Genomic DNA, 16682 nt, shown 5'->3' on the forward strand with positions numbered 1-16682 from the left:
GGGTCAGGCCTCGTCGGCAACTGGGTTGATGAGCGTGCCGATGCCTTGGGCCTCGACCTCGACGATGTCGCCAGGCTTCAGCCAGATTGGCGGATGGAAACGGGCACCGGCGCCAGTCGGCGTGCCGGTGACGATGACGTCGCCGGGCACCAGCGTCGTGAAGGTGGAGACGTAATTGATGATCTTGCGGAAGGAGAAGATCATCCGGCTGGTGCGGTCCTGCTGGCGAACCTCGCCGTTCACGCGGGTTGCCAGCTTGATGTCGGCAAGCTGGGCCTCGTCGGTGAATGGCACCAGCCAAGGACCGATCGAGCCGGTGCGGTCGAAGTTCTTGCCCTGGGTGACGTTGAACTTGGCATGGCGCACCCAGTCGCGGATCGTGCCTTCGTTTGAGAGCGAAAGCGCGGCGACGTGGTCGAGCGCCGCCGCCTCGGGGATACGACGACCGCCCTTGCCGATGACGATGACGATCTCGCCTTCATAATCGAGCTGTGCGCTTTCCGGCGGGCGGATCAGCGGCTGACTGTGGCCGGTAAACGAGCGCGGGAAACGGATGAACAGCGACGGGTTGGAGGGCGCCGCCTGCCCGTCCTTGTATTCCTCATTGCGGTCCGGAAAATTGACGCCGACGCAAATGATCTTTTCCGGTGCCGGTATAGGGATCTCGTAGCGGATATCGTCGAGCGAAATGTCCGCCGGCAGTCCGGCCGCTTCGTCGGCAAGCCGGGTAAGGGCACCGGCTTCGATCACCTCGCGCAGCGTTTGCCATGTCGATCCGTGCCGCTTCGAAAGGTCGATGATCCCGTCGCCGGAAACGAGACCGTATCCGGTTTGTCCGACGGCCGAAAAGGTAACGAAACGGGGACGGCTCATCGTGCGGTTTCCGTGTTTTTCGGAGGCTTGTTCAGTGCGGCGGCAACTTCGGTGATCACCCCGTAGGCGGTGTCGGCATCGTCCTCCCTCATATCGAATTGGCCCGCCTGGAACCGGATTGCGACGCGGCCATCGACGCGGGTCTGGGTCAGGTAGATACGGCCGTCATCGTTGATCGCGTTGACCAAAGCAATGGTGTGGGCGTCCGGATCCCCTTCGCTCAGATGGCGGAACGAAAACAGCGACAGCATCGGTGCGGTCACGATCTCGAATTCCCGGTGCCCGGCCAGCCGCTCCGCCAGTTGCCGGGACCAGCGCACGTGGTTGCGGATCATCGTCCGCAGGCCTTCGAGACCATGGAAGCGCAGCAGGAACCAAAGTTTCAGAGCCCGGAAACGCCGGCCGAGCGGGATCGTCCATTCGGAATAGTTGATGATACCGTCGCGCCCGTGCGTCTTCAGATATTCCGGCTGGATCGCCAACGTCTTCACCAGATCATCGGGACTGCGGATGAAATGCGCCGAGCAGTCGAACTGCGCACCCAGCCACTTGTGCGGATTGAAGACGACGGAGTCAGCGTTTTCGACGCCGGCCCAGAGTTCGCGAAACTCCTCGCAGATCATCGCGGCACCGGCCCAGGCGGCATCGACATGGACATAGAGACCGTGCGCATGGGCGACCCGCACAACCTCGGCGATGTCGTCGCAGGCACCCGTGCTTGTCCCTCCGGTGCAGGCGATCACGCCCGCCGGCACGAGGCCTGCTGCCTTGTCGCGGAGGATCGCCGCTTCGAGCGCCTGGCAGTCCATCGCCCGCCGCGGCCCGTTCGCCGGGATGCGCACGAGGTTCTCCTCGCCGATCCCCGAGACCCAGATCGCCCGGTCGATCGAGGTGTGAACCTGATCGGAGGAATAGATGCGAAGCTGCTGCTGGCTGGCGAGGCCCTTCTTGTTGCCGTTCCACCCGAGCGCCTTCTCGCGCATGACAAGCACGGCCGAGAGTGTCGCCGAGGACGCCGAATCCTGGATCACACCAGAGAATCCTTCGGGCAGTCCGATCGCCTGGCGCAGCCAGTCGATCACCTTGGTTTCGAGCTCTGTCGCCGCCGGCGAGGTCTGCCAGAGCATGCACTGCGCCGCCATGGCGGTAACGAGATACTCGGCGACGACGGAGACGGGGGCGGCGTTGGCGGGGAAATAGGCGAAGAAACGCGGATGCTGCCAATGTGTCATGCCCGGCAGGATAATCTTTTCGAAGTCCTCGAAGATCGCCTGCATGTCCTCGCCGGTCCGCGGCGGCTGCGCCGGGATCTGGGCGGCAATTGCCCCCGGTGCCGTCTGCGCCCGCACGGGGCGGTCACGCAGCGAGGCGCGATAGTCCGCACCCCATTTCGCCGCCTTCAGCGACCATTCGGTGAAACTCTTTTCGTCCATTTTCTACTCCCGTTCGATGCGAGGCCCTTACCCGATCCACTCGCCAAACGTCACGGCGCGACGATCGGTTGGGCTTTCAGGATCGAGTCCCTCGCCTCGGCACCGGCAAAGGCGCTGCCTTCCTCAAACCAGGATTTCGGTGCCGGCGCGCCCCAGAGCGTCTGGCGCTGCGGGTCCTTCAGGTCCCACTTGATCGGTTCCAGATCCGGATCGACGGTCTGGTAGTCGGAGCAGTAGATCTCGATGCGGTGTCCATCAGGGTCGCGGACATAGAGGAAGAAGGCGTTGGAAATGCCGTGGCGGCCGGGGCCACGTTCGATATTGGCGAGCCAACCGGAGGTCGACATCAGGTCGAGCAGGTCGATGATGTTGAGCGGCGTCGGTACCCAGAAGGCGGTGTGGTGCAGGCGCGGGCCGCGGCCGTTGGTAAAGGCGATGTCGTGCACGCCGCCCTTGCGATGGGTCCAGGCGGCCCAGAGACGTCCCGTCTCCTCATCGGCCGTGTATTCCGTTACCCGGAAGCCGATCTCGTTGTAGAAGGCGACCGCTTCGTCGACATTGGGCGAGAAGCAGTTGAAGTGGTCGATGCGCAGCGGTTTGACGCCGCGGTAGAGCGCGTATTTCTGGTGGATTGGCGGCAGACGGTCCATCTTCGAATAGAATTCGAGCGGGATGCCCTGCGGGTCACGGGTGCGAAAGGTGCGTGACTGGTAGGGGCGTTCGATCCACTCGACAGGCAATTCTTTCGCTTTGAAGAAATGCGCGGCCTTTTCGAGATCCTCTTCGCCAAAGACCTTGAAGCCGAGGTCGCGAGCCTCTGCGCTCGACGCCTTCTTCAGAATGATGCAGTGGTGGCCGCGTTCCTCCATGGCCCTCAGATAGATCGTGTCCGCCGTCTCGTCGGTGACCTGCAGGCCGAGTACGTCGACATAGAAGGCGCGTGATTTGGCGAGATCGGTGACGACGAGCTCCACATGGCTCAGCCGCACGATGTTGAAGGGCGGGTAGAGGTTCGGTTTCGGCAAGGGCATTGATGTCTCCTCCAGTTTTTTTTGCCAGCGCGCTCAGCCGCCGAGCTTGGCGATCGCGTGCGCCGAGCTGGCAAAGGCGATGTTCTTGGTTTCCATGTAAAAATCGAACGACCAGTCGCCGCCGTCGCGGCCAATGCCCGAGCTCTTGACGCCGCCGAACGGCGTCGGCAGGTGGCGCACATTCTCCGAGTTCACCCAGATCATCCCGGCCTCCAGATGATCGGTGAAGCGGAACGCGCGGGTGACGTCGGAGGTCCAGAGATAGCCGGTCAGGCCGTATTGCGTGTCGTTGGCAAGCGCCAGCGCCTCCGCCTCGTCCTTGAACGGGATCGCCGTCAGCACCGGCCCGAAGATTTCTTCCTGGGCAATGCGCATGCCGTTATTGGCGCCGGTAAAGAGCGTCGGGGTCACATAGCAGCCACCGCCCGGACCGTCGAATTTCTCGCCGCCGGCAGCAATGGTTGCACCCTCCTCGCGGCCGATTCGGATATAGTCGAGCACCTTCTTCTCATGCACGGGGTGAATGAGCGGGCCGACGACAGTCTCGGGGTCAAGCGGATGACCGACCTTGATGCGCTTGGCCTTCTCGGCGACGAGCGCGGTGAACCGGTCATAGATGCTGTCTTCGACCAAAAGGCGCGAGGACGAGGTGCAGCGTTCGCCGTTCAGCGAATAGATCATGAAGACGGCGGCGTCGGCCGCGCGTTCGAGATCGGCATCGGCAAAGACGATCACCGGGTTCTTGCCGCCGAGTTCGAAATGGACGCGCTTCAGTGTCTCGGCACCCTGCTTCATGATCATCGAGCCGGTGCGGCTTTCACCGACGAAGCCGATCGCCTTGATATCGGGGTGTTCGGTCAGCGCCCGGCCGGCGTCTTCGCCGAAACCGTTGACCAGGTTCCAGACACCTTTCGGCAGCCCGGCCTCCTCGGCGATCTCCACCAGCAGCCGTGCGGTCAGCGGCGAGAACTCCGCCGGCTTGTGGACGACCGTGCAGCCGGCGGCGAGCGCCGGGGCGATCTTCCAGGTCGACAGCATGAAGGGCGTGTTCCAGGGCGTGATGATGCCGACTGGGCCGATCGGCACGCGCGTCGTCATGTTGATCTGGTTGCCGCCGCGCAGCATCTTGCCGTCGCGTGCCTCCGGCGCCCGGTCGGCAAAGAAGCGGAAGTTTTCCGCACCGCGCAGCGCCGCCTTGGCCATGAACTTCAGCGATTGTCCGGTATCCACGCACTCGACGAAGGCGATCTCCTCGGCGCGCGCGACGATCGCATCGGCAATTTTATGCAGCAGCTTCTTGCGCGCATCGCCGGGCATGGACGCCCATTCGGCGAAGGCTGCTTTCGCGGCCTTGGCGGCGCGGTCGATGTCGGCTGCCTTGCCGCGCGCGATCTTCGCCAGCGGTTTCAGGTCGATGGGCGAGATGGTCTCGAAAGTCTCGCCATCAAGCGAGGGAAGGGCTTCACCGTTGATGTGGTTGAGCACGCCTTCGCGTCTGAAGCGGGCAAGATAGCGTTCCGCCTTGGCGAGGTTTTCGGCGAGCTTGGACATGATGGTCTCCGATGCTGGCGCAGACTTCGCCGCGCACTGCTGTGTTTTTGTGGGAGGGCCGCGCTCAGCCGTTGGAGGCGCGCAGCCTGGGGTGAATGGCGTTCTTCTTCCAGCTCAGCTCCGGATCGATCTCGCGGATCTCCAGGCTGAGGGCGAAATGCGGCGTCGAGAAGAGCGTCGAGAGTTCTTCGCTGACGGCCTTGAAAATCGCGTCGCCGGTCGCCTTCTTCTCCGCTTCCGTGCGGCCGCGGCCGATGCGGAAGGACAGGTCGATGAAGCCGTTTTCCGGCAGGAGGTCGGCGATCGCATAGTCGCGGCTCTGGATCGTGCGCACCCTGATGGCGCCAAGCTCGAAGAGGCCGGTGCCGAGGATGGTCGCGTGCACCGTGCGGCACAGCTTGGCAAAGTCGACGCGAGTGTCGAGGTTACCGGAATATTCGATTGTCAGATGCGGCATCTTTCCTCCCGATGCGCTCTCATATATTTAACACGTTAATGAAATTGCCGACAGTGTCAAGCAGCCCGTTTCCCGCAGCTGCGCCTGCCGATTGCAGAACGAAAGAAAATGTCCGATAGAACGCCTATGAGCCGCGAAAAGCCTCCCACCGACCTGGGCCACGACGCCCTTTTGCCGCACAACACGCGCCGTTCGCTGCCGATCGCGCTTCTGCGCGCACGCGAAGCCGTCATGGCGCATTTTCGACCGATGCTGGCGCGTCACGATATTACCGAGCAACAATGGCGGGTGATCCGCATTCTCGCCGAAGCCGGCCGGGTCGATGCGTCCGAGATGGCCGACAAGGCCTTCATCCTGGCGCCAAGCCTGACGCGCATCATCCGCTCGCTCGAGGAGCGCGGCCTGATCACCAAGCATAAGGACGCCGACGACGGCCGGCGCGTTCTGCTCGAGATCGCGCCCGAGGGCATGCGGGTGATCGCCGACGTCAGCCCGGAAAGCCGCGCGATCTACGAGGAGCTCGAAGCTCGCTACGGCCACGAGCGCGTCGAGGTCCTGCTCGATATGCTGGACGAACTCGCCAGTCTCAACGACTGAGTGCTTCGACGGCGCCCTGATCATCGAACCCCCAGTTCTTCCGCAAGCGCCAGCGTCTCGTCGGCATATCGCAGGACGCGGTCGCGCGCCGCGGGCAACTCCGGCCGCGAGGCAAACCAGCCGATATAGGTGAGGCTGCGAAGCACGAGGAACAGCGGCAGGCAGGAAAACGCTTCGTCCGGCAGGGCGCGGCGGCTTCGATAGCCTGAGATCAGCACAACCTCGATCGTCTCATATGCCGGCTCGCGCCGGTTTTTCAGGAGTGCGGTCGCGATGTCGAAGAGGCGAAAGCCGTAGCCGGCATCGTCGAAATCGATGAAGGTCACGCCGTTCTCGGCAACGAGCACGTTCTCCCGAACGAGATCGGCATGGATCAGCCCAAAATCCTGCGCCGGAGTCGGCATCGTTGCCAGGCGCCGCCGGAGATCATGGCGCAACGCCGAAAGTGCTCTTGTCTGTGCCGAAGACAAGCCGTCGCAGTCCCAGAACCGTCCCCAGAGCGGCCGCTCGCCGAGCAGTCCTTCCGCATCCCAGGCGGGGCGCCAGAATCCCTCCGGCGACGTCCAGCGGTCGGCGAGATTGTGCATCTCGGCCATGGTGGCGCCGAGTGCCGAGAAGATCGCGCCGAGCTTTTCGGGTGTGTGGGACAGCGGCTTTCCGCTTTCGCCGAGCGTCTGTCCGTCCATCCAGCCGATGATATCGGCGTGCTGCGCGGCAAACGCTTCATCTTCCGGCAGGGCAACAAGCAGGCATCCGTCCGCCGTTGCGATCGGCCGCGGCACCGCGAGACCGGCATCGCCGAGTGCTGCCATCCATTGCAACTCCGAGCGAAGGGCCGCTTCGCCGTGATAGCCGGCGCGGTGCAGCCGCAGCGCCGCCGACCGACCATCGGCGAGGCATACGCGAAACACCGCGTTTTCCCGGTATTTCAGGAGTTCCGGCCGTTGGTCGGCGACGCCCCAGTGCGAGAGCGCCTGACGGGCGCGCGCGTCGAGCGCGGCGCGAAATTGCGGAGGCAGATCGGCCATCATCGTCGGCTCACAGACCCGAAAGCACGTCGTCGAGCATCGACAGCATGAGGTCGGCATTCTCGCGGGTAAACGGCATCGGCGGCCTGATCTTCGTCGTGCATTGGTGGATACCAAGCTTGCCCATCAGAACGCCTCGCTCTCGCATGCCGTTGATCACCTTTGTCGCGAGACCGCTCGCCGGTGTTTTCTCGCTGCGATCGGTGACGAGTTCCGCACCGAAGAACAGGCCGCTGCCCCTGATGTCGCCGATCACGTCATGTTTGTCCGCAAGCCCCGCGAGACCCGCCTTGGCGTAAGCGCCCACGGCAGCGGCGTTCTCGATGAGCTTCTCACTTTCGATCACATCGAGCACCGCCATGGCGACAGCGCAGGATACGGGGTTGCCGCCGAAGGTGTTGAAGTAGCGAAACGCCTTGCGGAAGGCGTTGAGCGTGTCGGCGCCGGCAATCACGCCGCCGATCGGATGGCCATTGCCCATCGGTTTTCCGAGCGTGACGATATCGGGCACGATGCCGGCCTTCTGGTGTCCCCACATATGGCCGCCGGTACGGCCGAAGCCCGGCTGGACCTCGTCGGCAATGACGAGGCCGCCGGCTTTTCTGACCGCGGCGACAGCCCCGTCGAGAAATTCCCATGGCAACTCCGGAAAGCCCTCATTGGCGAAGAAGGGGTCGATGATCAGCGCCGAGAAGCCGTGCGGGCTCTGCTCAAGCGAGGCGATCGCTTCTTCGACCTTGGCGGTGAAGGCCGCAGCGAATGCGTCACCCGGCTCGCCGCCGAGCGGTCGGTAGCTGTCGGGTGCTGGCACGTGGCGCACGTGGCCGCCGAAGCCGCCGACCGGCGGCATTCGGGTCGAAAGCTGCGACACGGCCGCGGTGTTGCCGTGATAGGTGTGGTCGGTGGCAATCACCCCGGTTTTGCCGGTCACGGCTTGAGCCATGCGCAGCGCCACGTCATTCGCCTCGCTGCCGGTGCAGGTGAGGATCGCCGCGTCGAGGCTCTTGTCGAAGGTCGCGGTCAGCCGCTCGACATAGTCGAGAATGCCTTCGTGCAGATAGCGGGTGTGGGTGTTGAGGGTTGAGGCCTGCCGGGCGATCGCCTCGGTCACCCGCGGATGGCAATGGCCGACATGCGGCACGTTGTTGTAGCAGTCGAGATAGCGGCGGCCATCGGCGTCGAAGAGCCAGACGCCTTCGCCGCGCACCAGATGCACCGGCTCCTCGTAGAACAGCGACATGTTGCGCCCGAGCAGCCGCTCGCGGCGCGCGATCAGATCCGCGTTGCCTGTCATGGTTTATCCCCGTGCGGCGGTGAGGCCGGCGTCCAGCGCCGTCAGAATACGGGCGACATCGCCGGCGGTGATGACGAGTGGCGGCGAGAGGATGACATTGGCGCCCGAGGTTCGCACCATGACGCCGGCGTCATAGGTCACGTCCTGGACCTTCTGCACCACATCCTTCGCCGCAGCGGTCTTCTTCGCGCGGTCCGAGACCAGTTCGAGCGCGCACATCAGACCCTTGCCACGCACGTCGCCGATCAGTTCGTGCCGCTCCTTCAGCGCTTCGAGACCGGCGATGAGTTCCTCGCCGCGGGCACCCGCATTCGCCGCCACGTTCTGCTTGCGCGTCTCCTTCAGCGTTGCGAGTGCTGCCGCAGCACCGACCGGATGGCCGGAGTAGGTGTAACCATGGCCGATCGATCCGGCAGCCGTCTTGTTGCTTTCGAAAGTCTCGGCCACCTTGTCGGCGATCATCACTGCGCCGAAGGGATAGTAGCCATTGGTGATCGCCTTCGCGGTCGACATGAAGTCTGGCTTCACGCCCCAGAGACGTGAGCCGGTCCAGGCGCCGGTGCGGCCGAAGGCGGTGATCACCTCGTCGGCAATCAGCAGAATGCCGTGGCGGTCGCAGATCTCGCGCATCAGCGGCATGAAGGTCTCGTGCGGCACGATCACGCCGCCGGCGCCAAGCACCGGCTCCATGATCAGCGCCGCGATGGTGTCGGCGCCCTGAAAGGCGATCTCGTCCTCGAAGAGTCGCGCGATCGACTTGGCGATGACAGCGCCGTCGGTCGTGTCGAACGGGTTGCGATAGGTATAGGGCGCCGGCAGATGATACACGCCGGGCAGCAGTGGCTCGTAGTTGCGACGGAAATTGGCATTGCCGTTGACCGAGGCGCCGCCGAAATGGGTGCCGTGATAGCCCTTCTTCAAGGCGACGAACTTGGTGCGCTCCGGCTGACCGTTGAGCTTGTGGTATTGGCGGGCGAGACGCAGGCAGGTCTCGACCGAATCCGAGCCCCCCGAGGTGAAGAACGAGCGCGTCAGCCCGTCCTCGCGGAACCATTCAGCGAGCTCGTAGGACAGCTCGATCAGCGGCGAATTGGTGGTGCCGCGAAAGGTCGAATAATAGGGCAGGTCGTCGAGCTGGCGGCGGATCGCCTCCTTCACCGGTTCACAGGAATAGCCGAGATTGACGTTCCAGAGACCGCCGACCGCGTCGAGCACCTTCTTGCCGTGAATGTCGACGATCTCGACGCCTTCGCCGGCATTGATGATGCGCGGCGGCGTCGCCTGCATCTCGGCCGGATGCGCCATCGGATGCCAGAGGTGGCGGGCGTTGTTCTCGATGAGGAAGTTGGTTTCGCGCATGCTCATGCTCCTGTCCGTTCGAGGCCGAGCATCTGAAGCGCTCTGGCATAGCTTTCTGCGGGGCGGGTGACGTCGAAATGGACGTGAGGCAGGCCGACGGTCCGCGCACCCTCGATGTTCTTCAACTGGTCATCCACGAAGACGCAGGCTTCGTGCGGCAAACTGAGCTGGCTCAGCACCAGTTCGTAAGCGCGCGGATCGGGCTTCAGGATGTTGGTGTAGGTGGCGTCGACGATAATCTCGAAGAGCTCGATCAGCGGGAAACGCTCGCGGAACGCGACGCCATAGAAGAGGTCGAGTTCGTTGGAGAGGATCGCGAGGCGGACACCGGCCCTGTGAGCGGCAAGGATCGCGTTGCGTGCCTCGGGCCTGAGCACCAGCTCCGGTTCGGCCCCGCGCGCCCGCTGCACGAAGGTCTTCATGTCGCTCCAGTCTTCGTCGAGCAACTGTCCGACCTCGCGCGTGCGTGTCGTCCAGTAGTCCCGTTCGGTGATCTCGCGCCGCTGCATGGCGGCCCAGAGCGGGTCGGTCGCCGGATCGAAGGGGCCGCGCCACGTGAGCGTGCCCGGCGCAAGGCCAAGTGCGCGCTCGGTGACATCGTGGGTCTCGAATAGCGTTCGGGTGACGACGCCGCCGAAGTCGAGGATCAATGCCTTGTCGGTCATGTTCTTCGTCATGGCCGACCCTCGGGCACGATGCCGCGCGACACCCAGTCATCGAAGATCGCAAGTGCTGCTTTCGAGAATTCCGGGGCGTTGATGTGGCTGTCGACCTCAAGCAGCGCGACGCCTGACGGGATCGACCGGCGCATCTCGTCGATGAAGGCGTCGAGCGCCTCCGGTTCGAAGAGCGGCTCGTCGGGCTGATCCCACTCCTGAATCCCCTTGAGCGGCAGGATGAAGGCGACTTCGGCGCCGGTGCCGGCCAGTTTGCCGCCGATGACGCGAGCGATCTCGCGCCGCCCATGGGCTGACGTGGTGACCGAGCCGAGCAGCCGGTTGTGGGCGTGATAGGGGCGGTCGGCGAAGGCTTGCGGAACGGGCTGCCAAGCCGGCAGGTCGACCATGTCGACGGCGCCGGGCGCGACGATCTGGGGGATGCCGGCTCGCCCGGCATTTTCAAGCCGGTCCGGCCCTGAGGTGACGACCGTTCCGTGATGGTGGTTGCTGACCTCCTGGATGCAGAAGTCGAAGACGGCCGTGAAACCCTTCTCGGCCGCGATCGCCTCGAAAGCGCGCCCGCCCATGCCGGTCGAATGGAAGACGGCGACGTCGTAGCCGCGGCGCTCGAGTTCGGGTTTCAGGTATTTCATGTATTTGAGGCAGCTCGATCCCAGCGAGGTCATGCCGATCAGCGGCCGCGATCCATCCGGCTTTGTACCGAACCGCGCAGCACCGACGACCGCGCCGCAGGCCTGGGAGAGCACCGAGCGGCAGATGCCGTTGAGACCATAGAGCCCGCCAGCCCAGAGGATCATCATCAGATCAGGCGCGATGCGCTCGGGCGGCAAGAGGTGCGAATAGGCAATCGTCGAGACGATGAATTTCGGCACGCCGAGTGGTAGCGCCGCGGCGACGTCGAGCGCCAGATCGGTGCCCATGGAGCCGCCGAGAATGATGACGCCATCGGCCTGGCCGGCCTCGTAGAGCGAACGGGTAAGGGCGGCGGCACCTGTTGCCATCAGCGCCATGGCGCTGTGTTCGTCGCCGCTGGATGCGATGGCCGCGATCGAGACGCCGGCTGCTTCGGCAATGTCGTGGCGCGAGTAATCAGGCTGATAGGGCGGGTCGCCGAGAATGCTGACATCCATCATCACAGGCAGTCCGCCGGCTTCGCGGATGACGGACGCCATGAACTGGAGTTCGTCGCATTTGGTGTCTCCCGTACCCACGACCAGGATATTGGGGAGACGGTTCATTGCATTCATCAGCCGGCCCTCCTTGCCAGCGGATCGGCAGCAACCTGCTCCAACCCGAAAAGTCTTTCGGAAATGCGTCTTGCCGCAGCCATAGCGGCGCGCCCCATCTGTTCCACCGTCTCCTTGTCGGCACGCGTTGCAGGTGCGGCGATAGCGATGGCGCCGACCGGCGTTGTGCCGGGCGCACGGATCGGGGCGGCGACGCTGACGACGCCGGTCTCAAGCCCGTGATGGCAGATCGAGTAGCCACGCCGGAGCGTCTCGCCGAGCGTCTGGCGGAGTGCGGCCGGATCCGTCAGCGTGTGGTCGGTGAAGGCCTGGAGCGGCGCCGACAGGGCCGCGTCGATCTCCTTCTGCGGGCAGAAGGCGAGAAAGCCGAGGCCGGATGCGGTCGCGTGGAAGGGCAGGATGCTGCCGACGTCGACGATGACACGATGCGCCCGTTGCGAGTCCTCCACATGAATGGTCGAGAGGCGGCCGGCGGCGTATTCGGAGAGGTGGACGGTCTCGCCCGCAAGGCTTGCGAGTTCCCGCGCAAAAGGGGTCGCCACGCTCAGATAGGGAAAGCGCGCCTCGCGGATACGGGCGAGCCGCACCGGTGCACCGCCAAGGCGATAACGGCGCGTTTCCACGTCCTGCTCGACGAAGCCGTGTTTTTCCAGTTCGACGAGGAAGCGCCTGGCCGTCGCCTTGTCGAGCCCGCAGTGGCGGGCGATGTCGCTCAACCCCGCCTCTTTCTCAAGGCGCGAGATCGCGTCGAGCAAAGTCAGGGCCTTACCGATGGTGCTCATCCATTCCTCCGTTGTCGAGCGCCCCGTCAGTCCTCTCGCCTGTTCCCTCCTAAGGAGCGGTAGACCCGCTCTCCCGGTCGTTCTGGGTCGAGATACTTAACATGCGAAATAACTTGACAGGGCCAGATGCAATTTGCAAGTCTATATTTGAAGCTAAGGTTCAAATAATGAACCGAAAGACTTGCGCGGCAAAGACAAAAAGCAAGCCCCGCGCCTCAAGTCCGCTTCAGGGAGCCGCCGACGGAGAGAAGGACCGGAGGCGAAAAGGCGTTCGCGCCAGCAAGGGGAGCCAAGACTATGACCAATTCGCCTGCGCCCGTGACCGGGGCGAACCAATTGCGCAAGAACGCCCTCGGCGTCGGCGCCGTCACCTTTCTCGTCGTTTCCGCCGCTGCACCGCTAACCGCGGTTGCCGGCGGCGTTCCATTGTCGATGATGCTCGGAAACGGTGCGGGCATTCCCGGCACCTTCCTGATCGTCACCGCGATCCTGCTTCTGTTCTCGGTCGGCTATGTCGCCATGGCGAGGCATATCCGCAATGCCGGCGCCTTCTATGCCTATACGGCACAGGGCCTCGGCGGGCTGATGGGCGGTGCCGCAGCGATGATCGCGATCCTTGCCTATAACGCGATGCAGATCGGCGTCTTCGGCCTCTTCGGCGCGGCAACGGCGGGGCTTTTCGCCGGCTTGGGGATCGATCTGCCCTGGTGGGTCTGGACCTTTATCGGCATCGCTGCGGTCGGCATTCTCGGTTATCGCCGCGTCGATCTCTCCGCCAAGGTGCTGACTGTCCTCGTCATCCTTGAATATCTGGTCGTGCTCGTCATCGACGTCGCGATCCTCGCCAAGGGCGGCGACGGCGGATTGACGACGGTTTCGTTCACGCCCTCGGCGATCCTCTCCGGTTCGCCGTCGATCGGCATTCTCTTCTGCTTCGCCGCCTTCATCGGTTTCGAAGCGACGACGATCTACAGCGAGGAAGCCCGCGATCCGGAGAAGACCGTGCCGCTTGCGACCTATATCTCGGTGCTGATCATCGGCATCTTCTACATGTTCACCTCGTGGCTGATGGTGAACGCCGCCGGCGCGGACAAGCTGGTGCCCGAACTGCAGGGCCTTGCCGATCCGACCACTTTTCTCTTCGGCCTCGCCGAACGCTATGCCGGCGGCTGGCTGCCGCCGTTGATGAACGTGCTCTTCGTCACGAGCCTCTTTGCCGGCGTGCTGGCGTTCCACAACGGTGTCGCCCGCTATCTCTACGTCGCCGGCCGCGAGCGCCTGCTGCCCTCCTCGATCGGCGTCACACATCCTGTCTACCACAGCCCGCATGTCGGCTCGCTGATCCAGACGGTTATTGCCGTGCTAATCGTCGCGCTCTTTGCGGCAACGGGTCAGGACCCGGTGCTGGCGCTGTTCTCCTGGCTGACCAACGTCGGCACGCTTGCGGTCATGACGCTGATGGCCTTTACCGCCTTTGCGATCGTCGCCTTCTTCAACCGCAATCCTGGGCTTGAAACGAACCCGCTGGTCACCAAGGTCATTCCCGTCGTCACCGGTCTGATCCTCGTTGCCGTCATCATCGCGATCGCGGCCAATTTCGGCGATCTCGCCGGCGCTACCGGCATGCTCGCGGTGTTCTTGCCGGGGCTCGTCGTGATCTTTGGGGTCATCGGGCTGTTCCTGGCGGCCTCGCTGAAATCGGGCAATCCGATTGAGTTCGCCCGCCTGGGTGCCGGCCAGGAGATCTGATCTCTCGGGAATATCGCTTTTGGGGATGGCGGCCCGCCGCCATCCCTGCAAACCAAACGGGACAGGACACGATGCAGGACAAGATCGATCAATTGCGCAACCTGCCCGTTGCGGCCCAAAAATTGTTCATCGGGGGGCGTTGGCAGGAGAGCCTCTCCGGTCAAAGCCTCGATGTCGCCTCGCCGATCGACGGCAGGCACCTGACGACGATCGCCGACGCGGCAGCCGGTGATGTCGACGCCGCGGTCCGGGCCGCCCGCGCCGCTTTCGAGAAGGGAAGCTGGTCGAGGGTTGCCCCGGCCCAGCGCAAAAAGGTTCTCACGCGCATTGCCGAGATCATCGAGGCGCAGGCACTCGAGCTGGCCGTTCTCGGCGTACGCGACAATGGCACGGAAATCTCTATGGCGCTGAAGGCCGAGCCCGGCAGCGCCGCCGGCACCTTCCGCTACTATGCCGAGGCGCTCGACAAGGTCTATGGCGAGATCGCTCCGTCGGCCGACAATATTCTCGGTCTCGTGCATCGCGAACCGATTGGCGTGGTCGCCGCGATCGTGCCCTGGAATTTCCCGCTGATGATCGGCGCCTGGAAGATCGCGCCGGCGCTCGCCGCCGGCAACTCGGTCGTGCTGAAACCGGCCGAGGGCGCCTCGCTCAGCCTGCTCAGGCTCGCTGAGATCTGCGCCGAGGCCGGTCTGCCAGAGGGTGTCTTGAATGTCGTCACTGGTCGCGGCGCGACCACGGGCGAGGCGATCGGCCTTCATGGCGATATCGACGTTCTCGCCTTTACCGGATCCGGCGGCGTCGGTCGTCGGCTGCTCGAATATTCCGCGCGCTCGAACCTGAAGCGCGTCTATCTCGAACTTGGCGGCAAGTCGCCGAACGTCGTCTTTGCCGACGCACCCGACCTCGACCAGGCCGCGCGCATTTCCGCCTATGGCATCTTCCGCAACTCCGGCCAGGTCTGCGTTGCCGGTTCGCGGCTGCTTGTCGAGCGCTCCATTCACGAAGCCTTCGCCGAGAAGGTGGCAGCGATCGCAGGATCCGTGAAGGTCGGCGACCCGCTGCTTCTTGCGACCGAGGCCGGCGCGATTTCGAGCGAGGTTCAACTCAAGAAGAACCTCGATTTCGTCAGAGAGGCCGAGGCTGAAGGTGCAAGGTTGCGCTCCGGCGGCAAGCGCATCCTCGAAGAGACTGGCGGTTATTACATGCAGCCGACTGTCTTCGACGTTCAGCCGGATATGAAGCTGGCGAAGGAGGAGGTCTTCGGCCCCGTGCTTGCGGTCATACCGTTTGATGACGAGGTCGACGCACTCCGGATCGCCAACGCGACCGACTACGGTCTGGCGTCGGCCGTCTGGACTGCGAACCTGTCACGCGCGCACCGCATGGTGCGCGGCATCCGCGCCGGCGTGGTGCACGTCAATACCTATGGCGGCGCCGACAACACAGTGCCGCTCGGTGGCGTCAGGCAGTCCGGCAATGGTCACGACAAGTCGCTGCACGCGCTCGATAAATACATCGATCTGAAGACCGCCTGGATTCAGCTCTGACCCCCGGGACGACAAACCGTATCGGCGTTGGGCCGGGTAAGCCGGCTATTCCATCGTCGCCCGCAAGGCCCGGATGATCTCTTCGGCAAACATGGCGGCGGCCAGGCCGTGGCCGCGTCTTTCCCGCTGCACCAGCGAAAGCACGTTCTTTGCAAAAGTCCGGTCGCGGATTTGAAGATATGTCAGCACGCCGTTTCGTTGTTCCTCGGTAATGTCGAACTTGCTGAGGAAAGCGATGCCGTCGCCGGCCGCGGCCAGGAACTTCATCGCCTCGATGGAATTGGTGAGATAGCTCGGCTCGACTGTCAGCCCGGCCTCAGCGAAGGCGTCGGCGACGATGCCATGGATCTGCATCGACTTGTCTGCAAAGATCAGCGGGTAGGGCTGGCAATAGGCCAGCGGCAATGATTCCATGCCGGCGAGCGGGTGTTCAGGAGCAACGACCGCGCCGAGGCGGGTGTCCATCTTCCAGAGTGTCTCGATCTGCGGCGTCGGCGGGAGACTGAAGGCAAAGCCGAGGTCGGCCTCGCCACCGGCCACCGCCTGAACGATCTCGCGGGCGAACATTACCCGGATCGTGATCTTGAGGCGTGGATGGCGTGCGCCGAAGATCGCAGCCACCTTCGGCACGATGCCGCCGGCAAGGCCGTTCATTGTGGCGATGATCACCTCGCCGCTCTGCAGCGCCTTGATATCGCGAATTTCGGCTTCGACCTGGCTGTATTCCTTCATGGTCCGGCGCACATGCGCGACGAGGATTTCGCCGGCCGGCGTCAGCCTGAGGCCGCGCGGCAGCCGCTCGAACAGCGGCTCGCCGATATCCTCCTCAAGCTGCAACACATGCTTGTTGATGGCCGAGGCAGCGACGTTCAGCCGTTCGCTCGCCCCGCGGATCGAGCCTGAGCGCGCCACCTCGTCGATATAGCGCAGCACGCGTGAATGCAGCATGGTCTTCCCCAATTTAATCGTTCTCGAAAAGCGAACGGTACGAGCAGAAAATACTGCTTTTCGGAAGCGGTGCAATGACTTCTTATGGTTGGCGAGGGGCGCG

At 63.9% G+C, this 16682-nt stretch carries 15 protein-coding genes; 3 read left to right on the plus strand and 12 right to left on the minus strand.

Annotated elements, in window-relative coordinates:
* Window positions 1-3 precede the first annotated feature (3 nt).
* The 5 genes from IB263_RS14190 to IB263_RS14210 form a co-directional block, all read right to left on the minus strand.
* A complete protein-coding gene (locus IB263_RS14190) occupies window positions 4-873 on the minus strand; it encodes a fumarylacetoacetate hydrolase family protein (RefSeq protein WP_192438622.1) in 870 nt (289 codons plus the stop codon).
* Window positions 870-2306: a pyridoxal-dependent decarboxylase gene (locus IB263_RS14195; protein WP_192438623.1), complete on the minus strand. Its 1437-nt coding sequence runs from the start codon at window positions 2304-2306 to the stop codon at window positions 870-872. Before IB263_RS14195 ends, IB263_RS14190 begins: the two co-directional genes overlap by 4 nt.
* 50 nt (window positions 2307-2356) lie before the next feature.
* Window positions 2357-3337 carry a 3,4-dihydroxyphenylacetate 2,3-dioxygenase gene (gene hpaD / locus IB263_RS14200; RefSeq protein WP_192438624.1) on the minus strand — a complete coding sequence of 327 codons (981 nt, stop codon included), beginning with the start codon at window positions 3335-3337 and terminating at the stop codon, window positions 2357-2359.
* Between the two features lie 33 nt (window positions 3338-3370).
* Window positions 3371-4888: a 5-carboxymethyl-2-hydroxymuconate semialdehyde dehydrogenase gene (hpaE, locus tag IB263_RS14205; protein ID WP_192438625.1), complete on the minus strand. Its 1518-nt coding sequence runs from the start codon at window positions 4886-4888 to the stop codon at window positions 3371-3373.
* 64 nt (window positions 4889-4952) lie between these two features.
* Window positions 4953-5345 carry a 5-carboxymethyl-2-hydroxymuconate Delta-isomerase gene (locus IB263_RS14210; protein ID WP_034787798.1) on the minus strand — a complete coding sequence of 131 codons (393 nt, stop codon included), beginning with the start codon at window positions 5343-5345 and terminating at the stop codon, window positions 4953-4955.
* Between the two features lie 108 nt (window positions 5346-5453).
* Between IB263_RS14210 and hpaR the strand changes: the two genes are divergently transcribed.
* A complete protein-coding gene (hpaR, locus tag IB263_RS14215) occupies window positions 5454-5942 on the plus strand; it encodes a homoprotocatechuate degradation operon regulator HpaR (RefSeq protein WP_034787802.1) in 489 nt (162 codons plus the stop codon).
* 20 nt (window positions 5943-5962) lie between these two features.
* Here hpaR and IB263_RS14220 read toward each other — a convergent pair whose 3' ends face one another.
* The 6 genes from IB263_RS14220 to IB263_RS14245 are packed head-to-tail and all read right to left on the minus strand — an operon-like array spanning window position 5963 to window position 12332.
* Window positions 5963-6973, minus strand: a complete 1011-nt coding sequence (locus IB263_RS14220; protein WP_371814104.1) for a phosphotransferase enzyme family protein — start codon at window positions 6971-6973, stop codon at window positions 5963-5965.
* Window positions 6974-6980: 7 nt separating this feature from the next.
* Complete coding sequence (locus tag IB263_RS14225; RefSeq protein WP_113189122.1) at window positions 6981-8264, minus strand: aspartate aminotransferase family protein; 1284 nt, start codon at window positions 8262-8264, stop codon at window positions 6981-6983.
* A gap of 3 nt (window positions 8265-8267) precedes the next feature.
* Complete coding sequence (locus tag IB263_RS14230) at window positions 8268-9623, minus strand: aspartate aminotransferase family protein (RefSeq protein ID WP_192438627.1); 1356 nt, start codon at window positions 9621-9623, stop codon at window positions 8268-8270.
* Between the two features lie 2 nt (window positions 9624-9625).
* The gene (locus tag IB263_RS14235) at window positions 9626-10300 is read right to left on the minus strand and encodes an HAD family hydrolase (RefSeq protein WP_371814105.1); all 675 of its coding nucleotides are present in this window, start codon (window positions 10298-10300) and stop codon (window positions 9626-9628) included.
* Window positions 10297-11550: a Tm-1-like ATP-binding domain-containing protein gene (locus tag IB263_RS14240; protein WP_060517813.1), complete on the minus strand. Its 1254-nt coding sequence runs from the start codon at window positions 11548-11550 to the stop codon at window positions 10297-10299. Before IB263_RS14240 ends, IB263_RS14235 begins: the two co-directional genes overlap by 4 nt.
* Window positions 11550-12332: an IclR family transcriptional regulator gene (locus tag IB263_RS14245; protein ID WP_060517815.1), complete on the minus strand. Its 783-nt coding sequence runs from the start codon at window positions 12330-12332 to the stop codon at window positions 11550-11552. Before IB263_RS14245 ends, IB263_RS14240 begins: the two co-directional genes overlap by 1 nt.
* Before the next feature lie 297 nt (window positions 12333-12629).
* Between IB263_RS14245 and IB263_RS14250 the strand changes: the two genes are divergently transcribed.
* Both IB263_RS14250 and IB263_RS14255 read left to right on the plus strand, forming a co-directional pair.
* Window positions 12630-14081, plus strand: coding sequence for an APC family permease (locus tag IB263_RS14250; RefSeq protein ID WP_090296560.1), 1452 nt, complete (start codon window positions 12630-12632; stop codon window positions 14079-14081).
* 71 nt (window positions 14082-14152) lie between these two features.
* Window positions 14153-15631 carry an aldehyde dehydrogenase gene (locus IB263_RS14255; protein WP_192438628.1) on the plus strand — a complete coding sequence of 493 codons (1479 nt, stop codon included), beginning with the start codon at window positions 14153-14155 and terminating at the stop codon, window positions 15629-15631.
* Window positions 15632-15676: 45 nt separating this feature from the next.
* On the opposite strand, the gene IB263_RS14260 is transcribed toward IB263_RS14255, so the two are convergent.
* Window positions 15677-16579, minus strand: coding sequence for a LysR family transcriptional regulator (locus IB263_RS14260; protein WP_060582286.1), 903 nt, complete (start codon window positions 16577-16579; stop codon window positions 15677-15679).
* Window positions 16580-16682 lie beyond the last annotated feature (103 nt).

The sequence above is a fragment of the Ensifer sp. ENS03 genome, from assembly GCF_014852035.1.
Taxonomy (GTDB): Bacteria; Pseudomonadota; Alphaproteobacteria; order Rhizobiales; family Rhizobiaceae; genus Ensifer; species Ensifer adhaerens.

What these genes read in the sequence shown, in the direction of transcription:
- IB263_RS14240 (WP_060517813.1), bottom strand. Translation starts at nt 11,550, where the DNA reads ATGAATGCAATGAACCGTCTCCCCAATATCCTGGTCGTGGGTACGGGA.
- hpaR (WP_034787802.1), top strand. Translation starts at nt 5,454, where the DNA reads ATGTCCGATAGAACGCCTATGAGCCGCGAAAAGCCTCCCACCGACCTG.
- IB263_RS14255 (WP_192438628.1), top strand. Translation starts at nt 14,153, where the DNA reads ATGCAGGACAAGATCGATCAATTGCGCAACCTGCCCGTTGCGGCCCAA.
- IB263_RS14230 (WP_192438627.1), bottom strand. Translation starts at nt 9,623, where the DNA reads ATGCGCGAAACCAACTTCCTCATCGAGAACAACGCCCGCCACCTCTGG.
- IB263_RS14195 (WP_192438623.1), bottom strand. Translation starts at nt 2,306, where the DNA reads ATGGACGAAAAGAGTTTCACCGAATGGTCGCTGAAGGCGGCGAAATGG.
- IB263_RS14210 (WP_034787798.1), bottom strand. Translation starts at nt 5,345, where the DNA reads ATGCCGCATCTGACAATCGAATATTCCGGTAACCTCGACACTCGCGTC.
- IB263_RS14250 (WP_090296560.1), top strand. Translation starts at nt 12,630, where the DNA reads ATGACCAATTCGCCTGCGCCCGTGACCGGGGCGAACCAATTGCGCAAG.
- IB263_RS14245 (WP_060517815.1), bottom strand. Translation starts at nt 12,332, where the DNA reads ATGAGCACCATCGGTAAGGCCCTGACTTTGCTCGACGCGATCTCGCGC.
- IB263_RS14260 (WP_060582286.1), bottom strand. Translation starts at nt 16,579, where the DNA reads ATGCTGCATTCACGCGTGCTGCGCTATATCGACGAGGTGGCGCGCTCA.
- IB263_RS14190 (WP_192438622.1), bottom strand. Translation starts at nt 873, where the DNA reads ATGAGCCGTCCCCGTTTCGTTACCTTTTCGGCCGTCGGACAAACCGGA.
- IB263_RS14220 (WP_371814104.1), bottom strand. Translation starts at nt 6,973, where the DNA reads ATGATGGCCGATCTGCCTCCGCAATTTCGCGCCGCGCTCGACGCGCGC.
- IB263_RS14235 (WP_371814105.1), bottom strand. Translation starts at nt 10,300, where the DNA reads ATGACGAAGAACATGACCGACAAGGCATTGATCCTCGACTTCGGCGGC.
- hpaD (WP_192438624.1), bottom strand. Translation starts at nt 3,337, where the DNA reads ATGCCCTTGCCGAAACCGAACCTCTACCCGCCCTTCAACATCGTGCGG.
- IB263_RS14225 (WP_113189122.1), bottom strand. Translation starts at nt 8,264, where the DNA reads ATGACAGGCAACGCGGATCTGATCGCGCGCCGCGAGCGGCTGCTCGGG.
- hpaE (WP_192438625.1), bottom strand. Translation starts at nt 4,888, where the DNA reads ATGTCCAAGCTCGCCGAAAACCTCGCCAAGGCGGAACGCTATCTTGCC.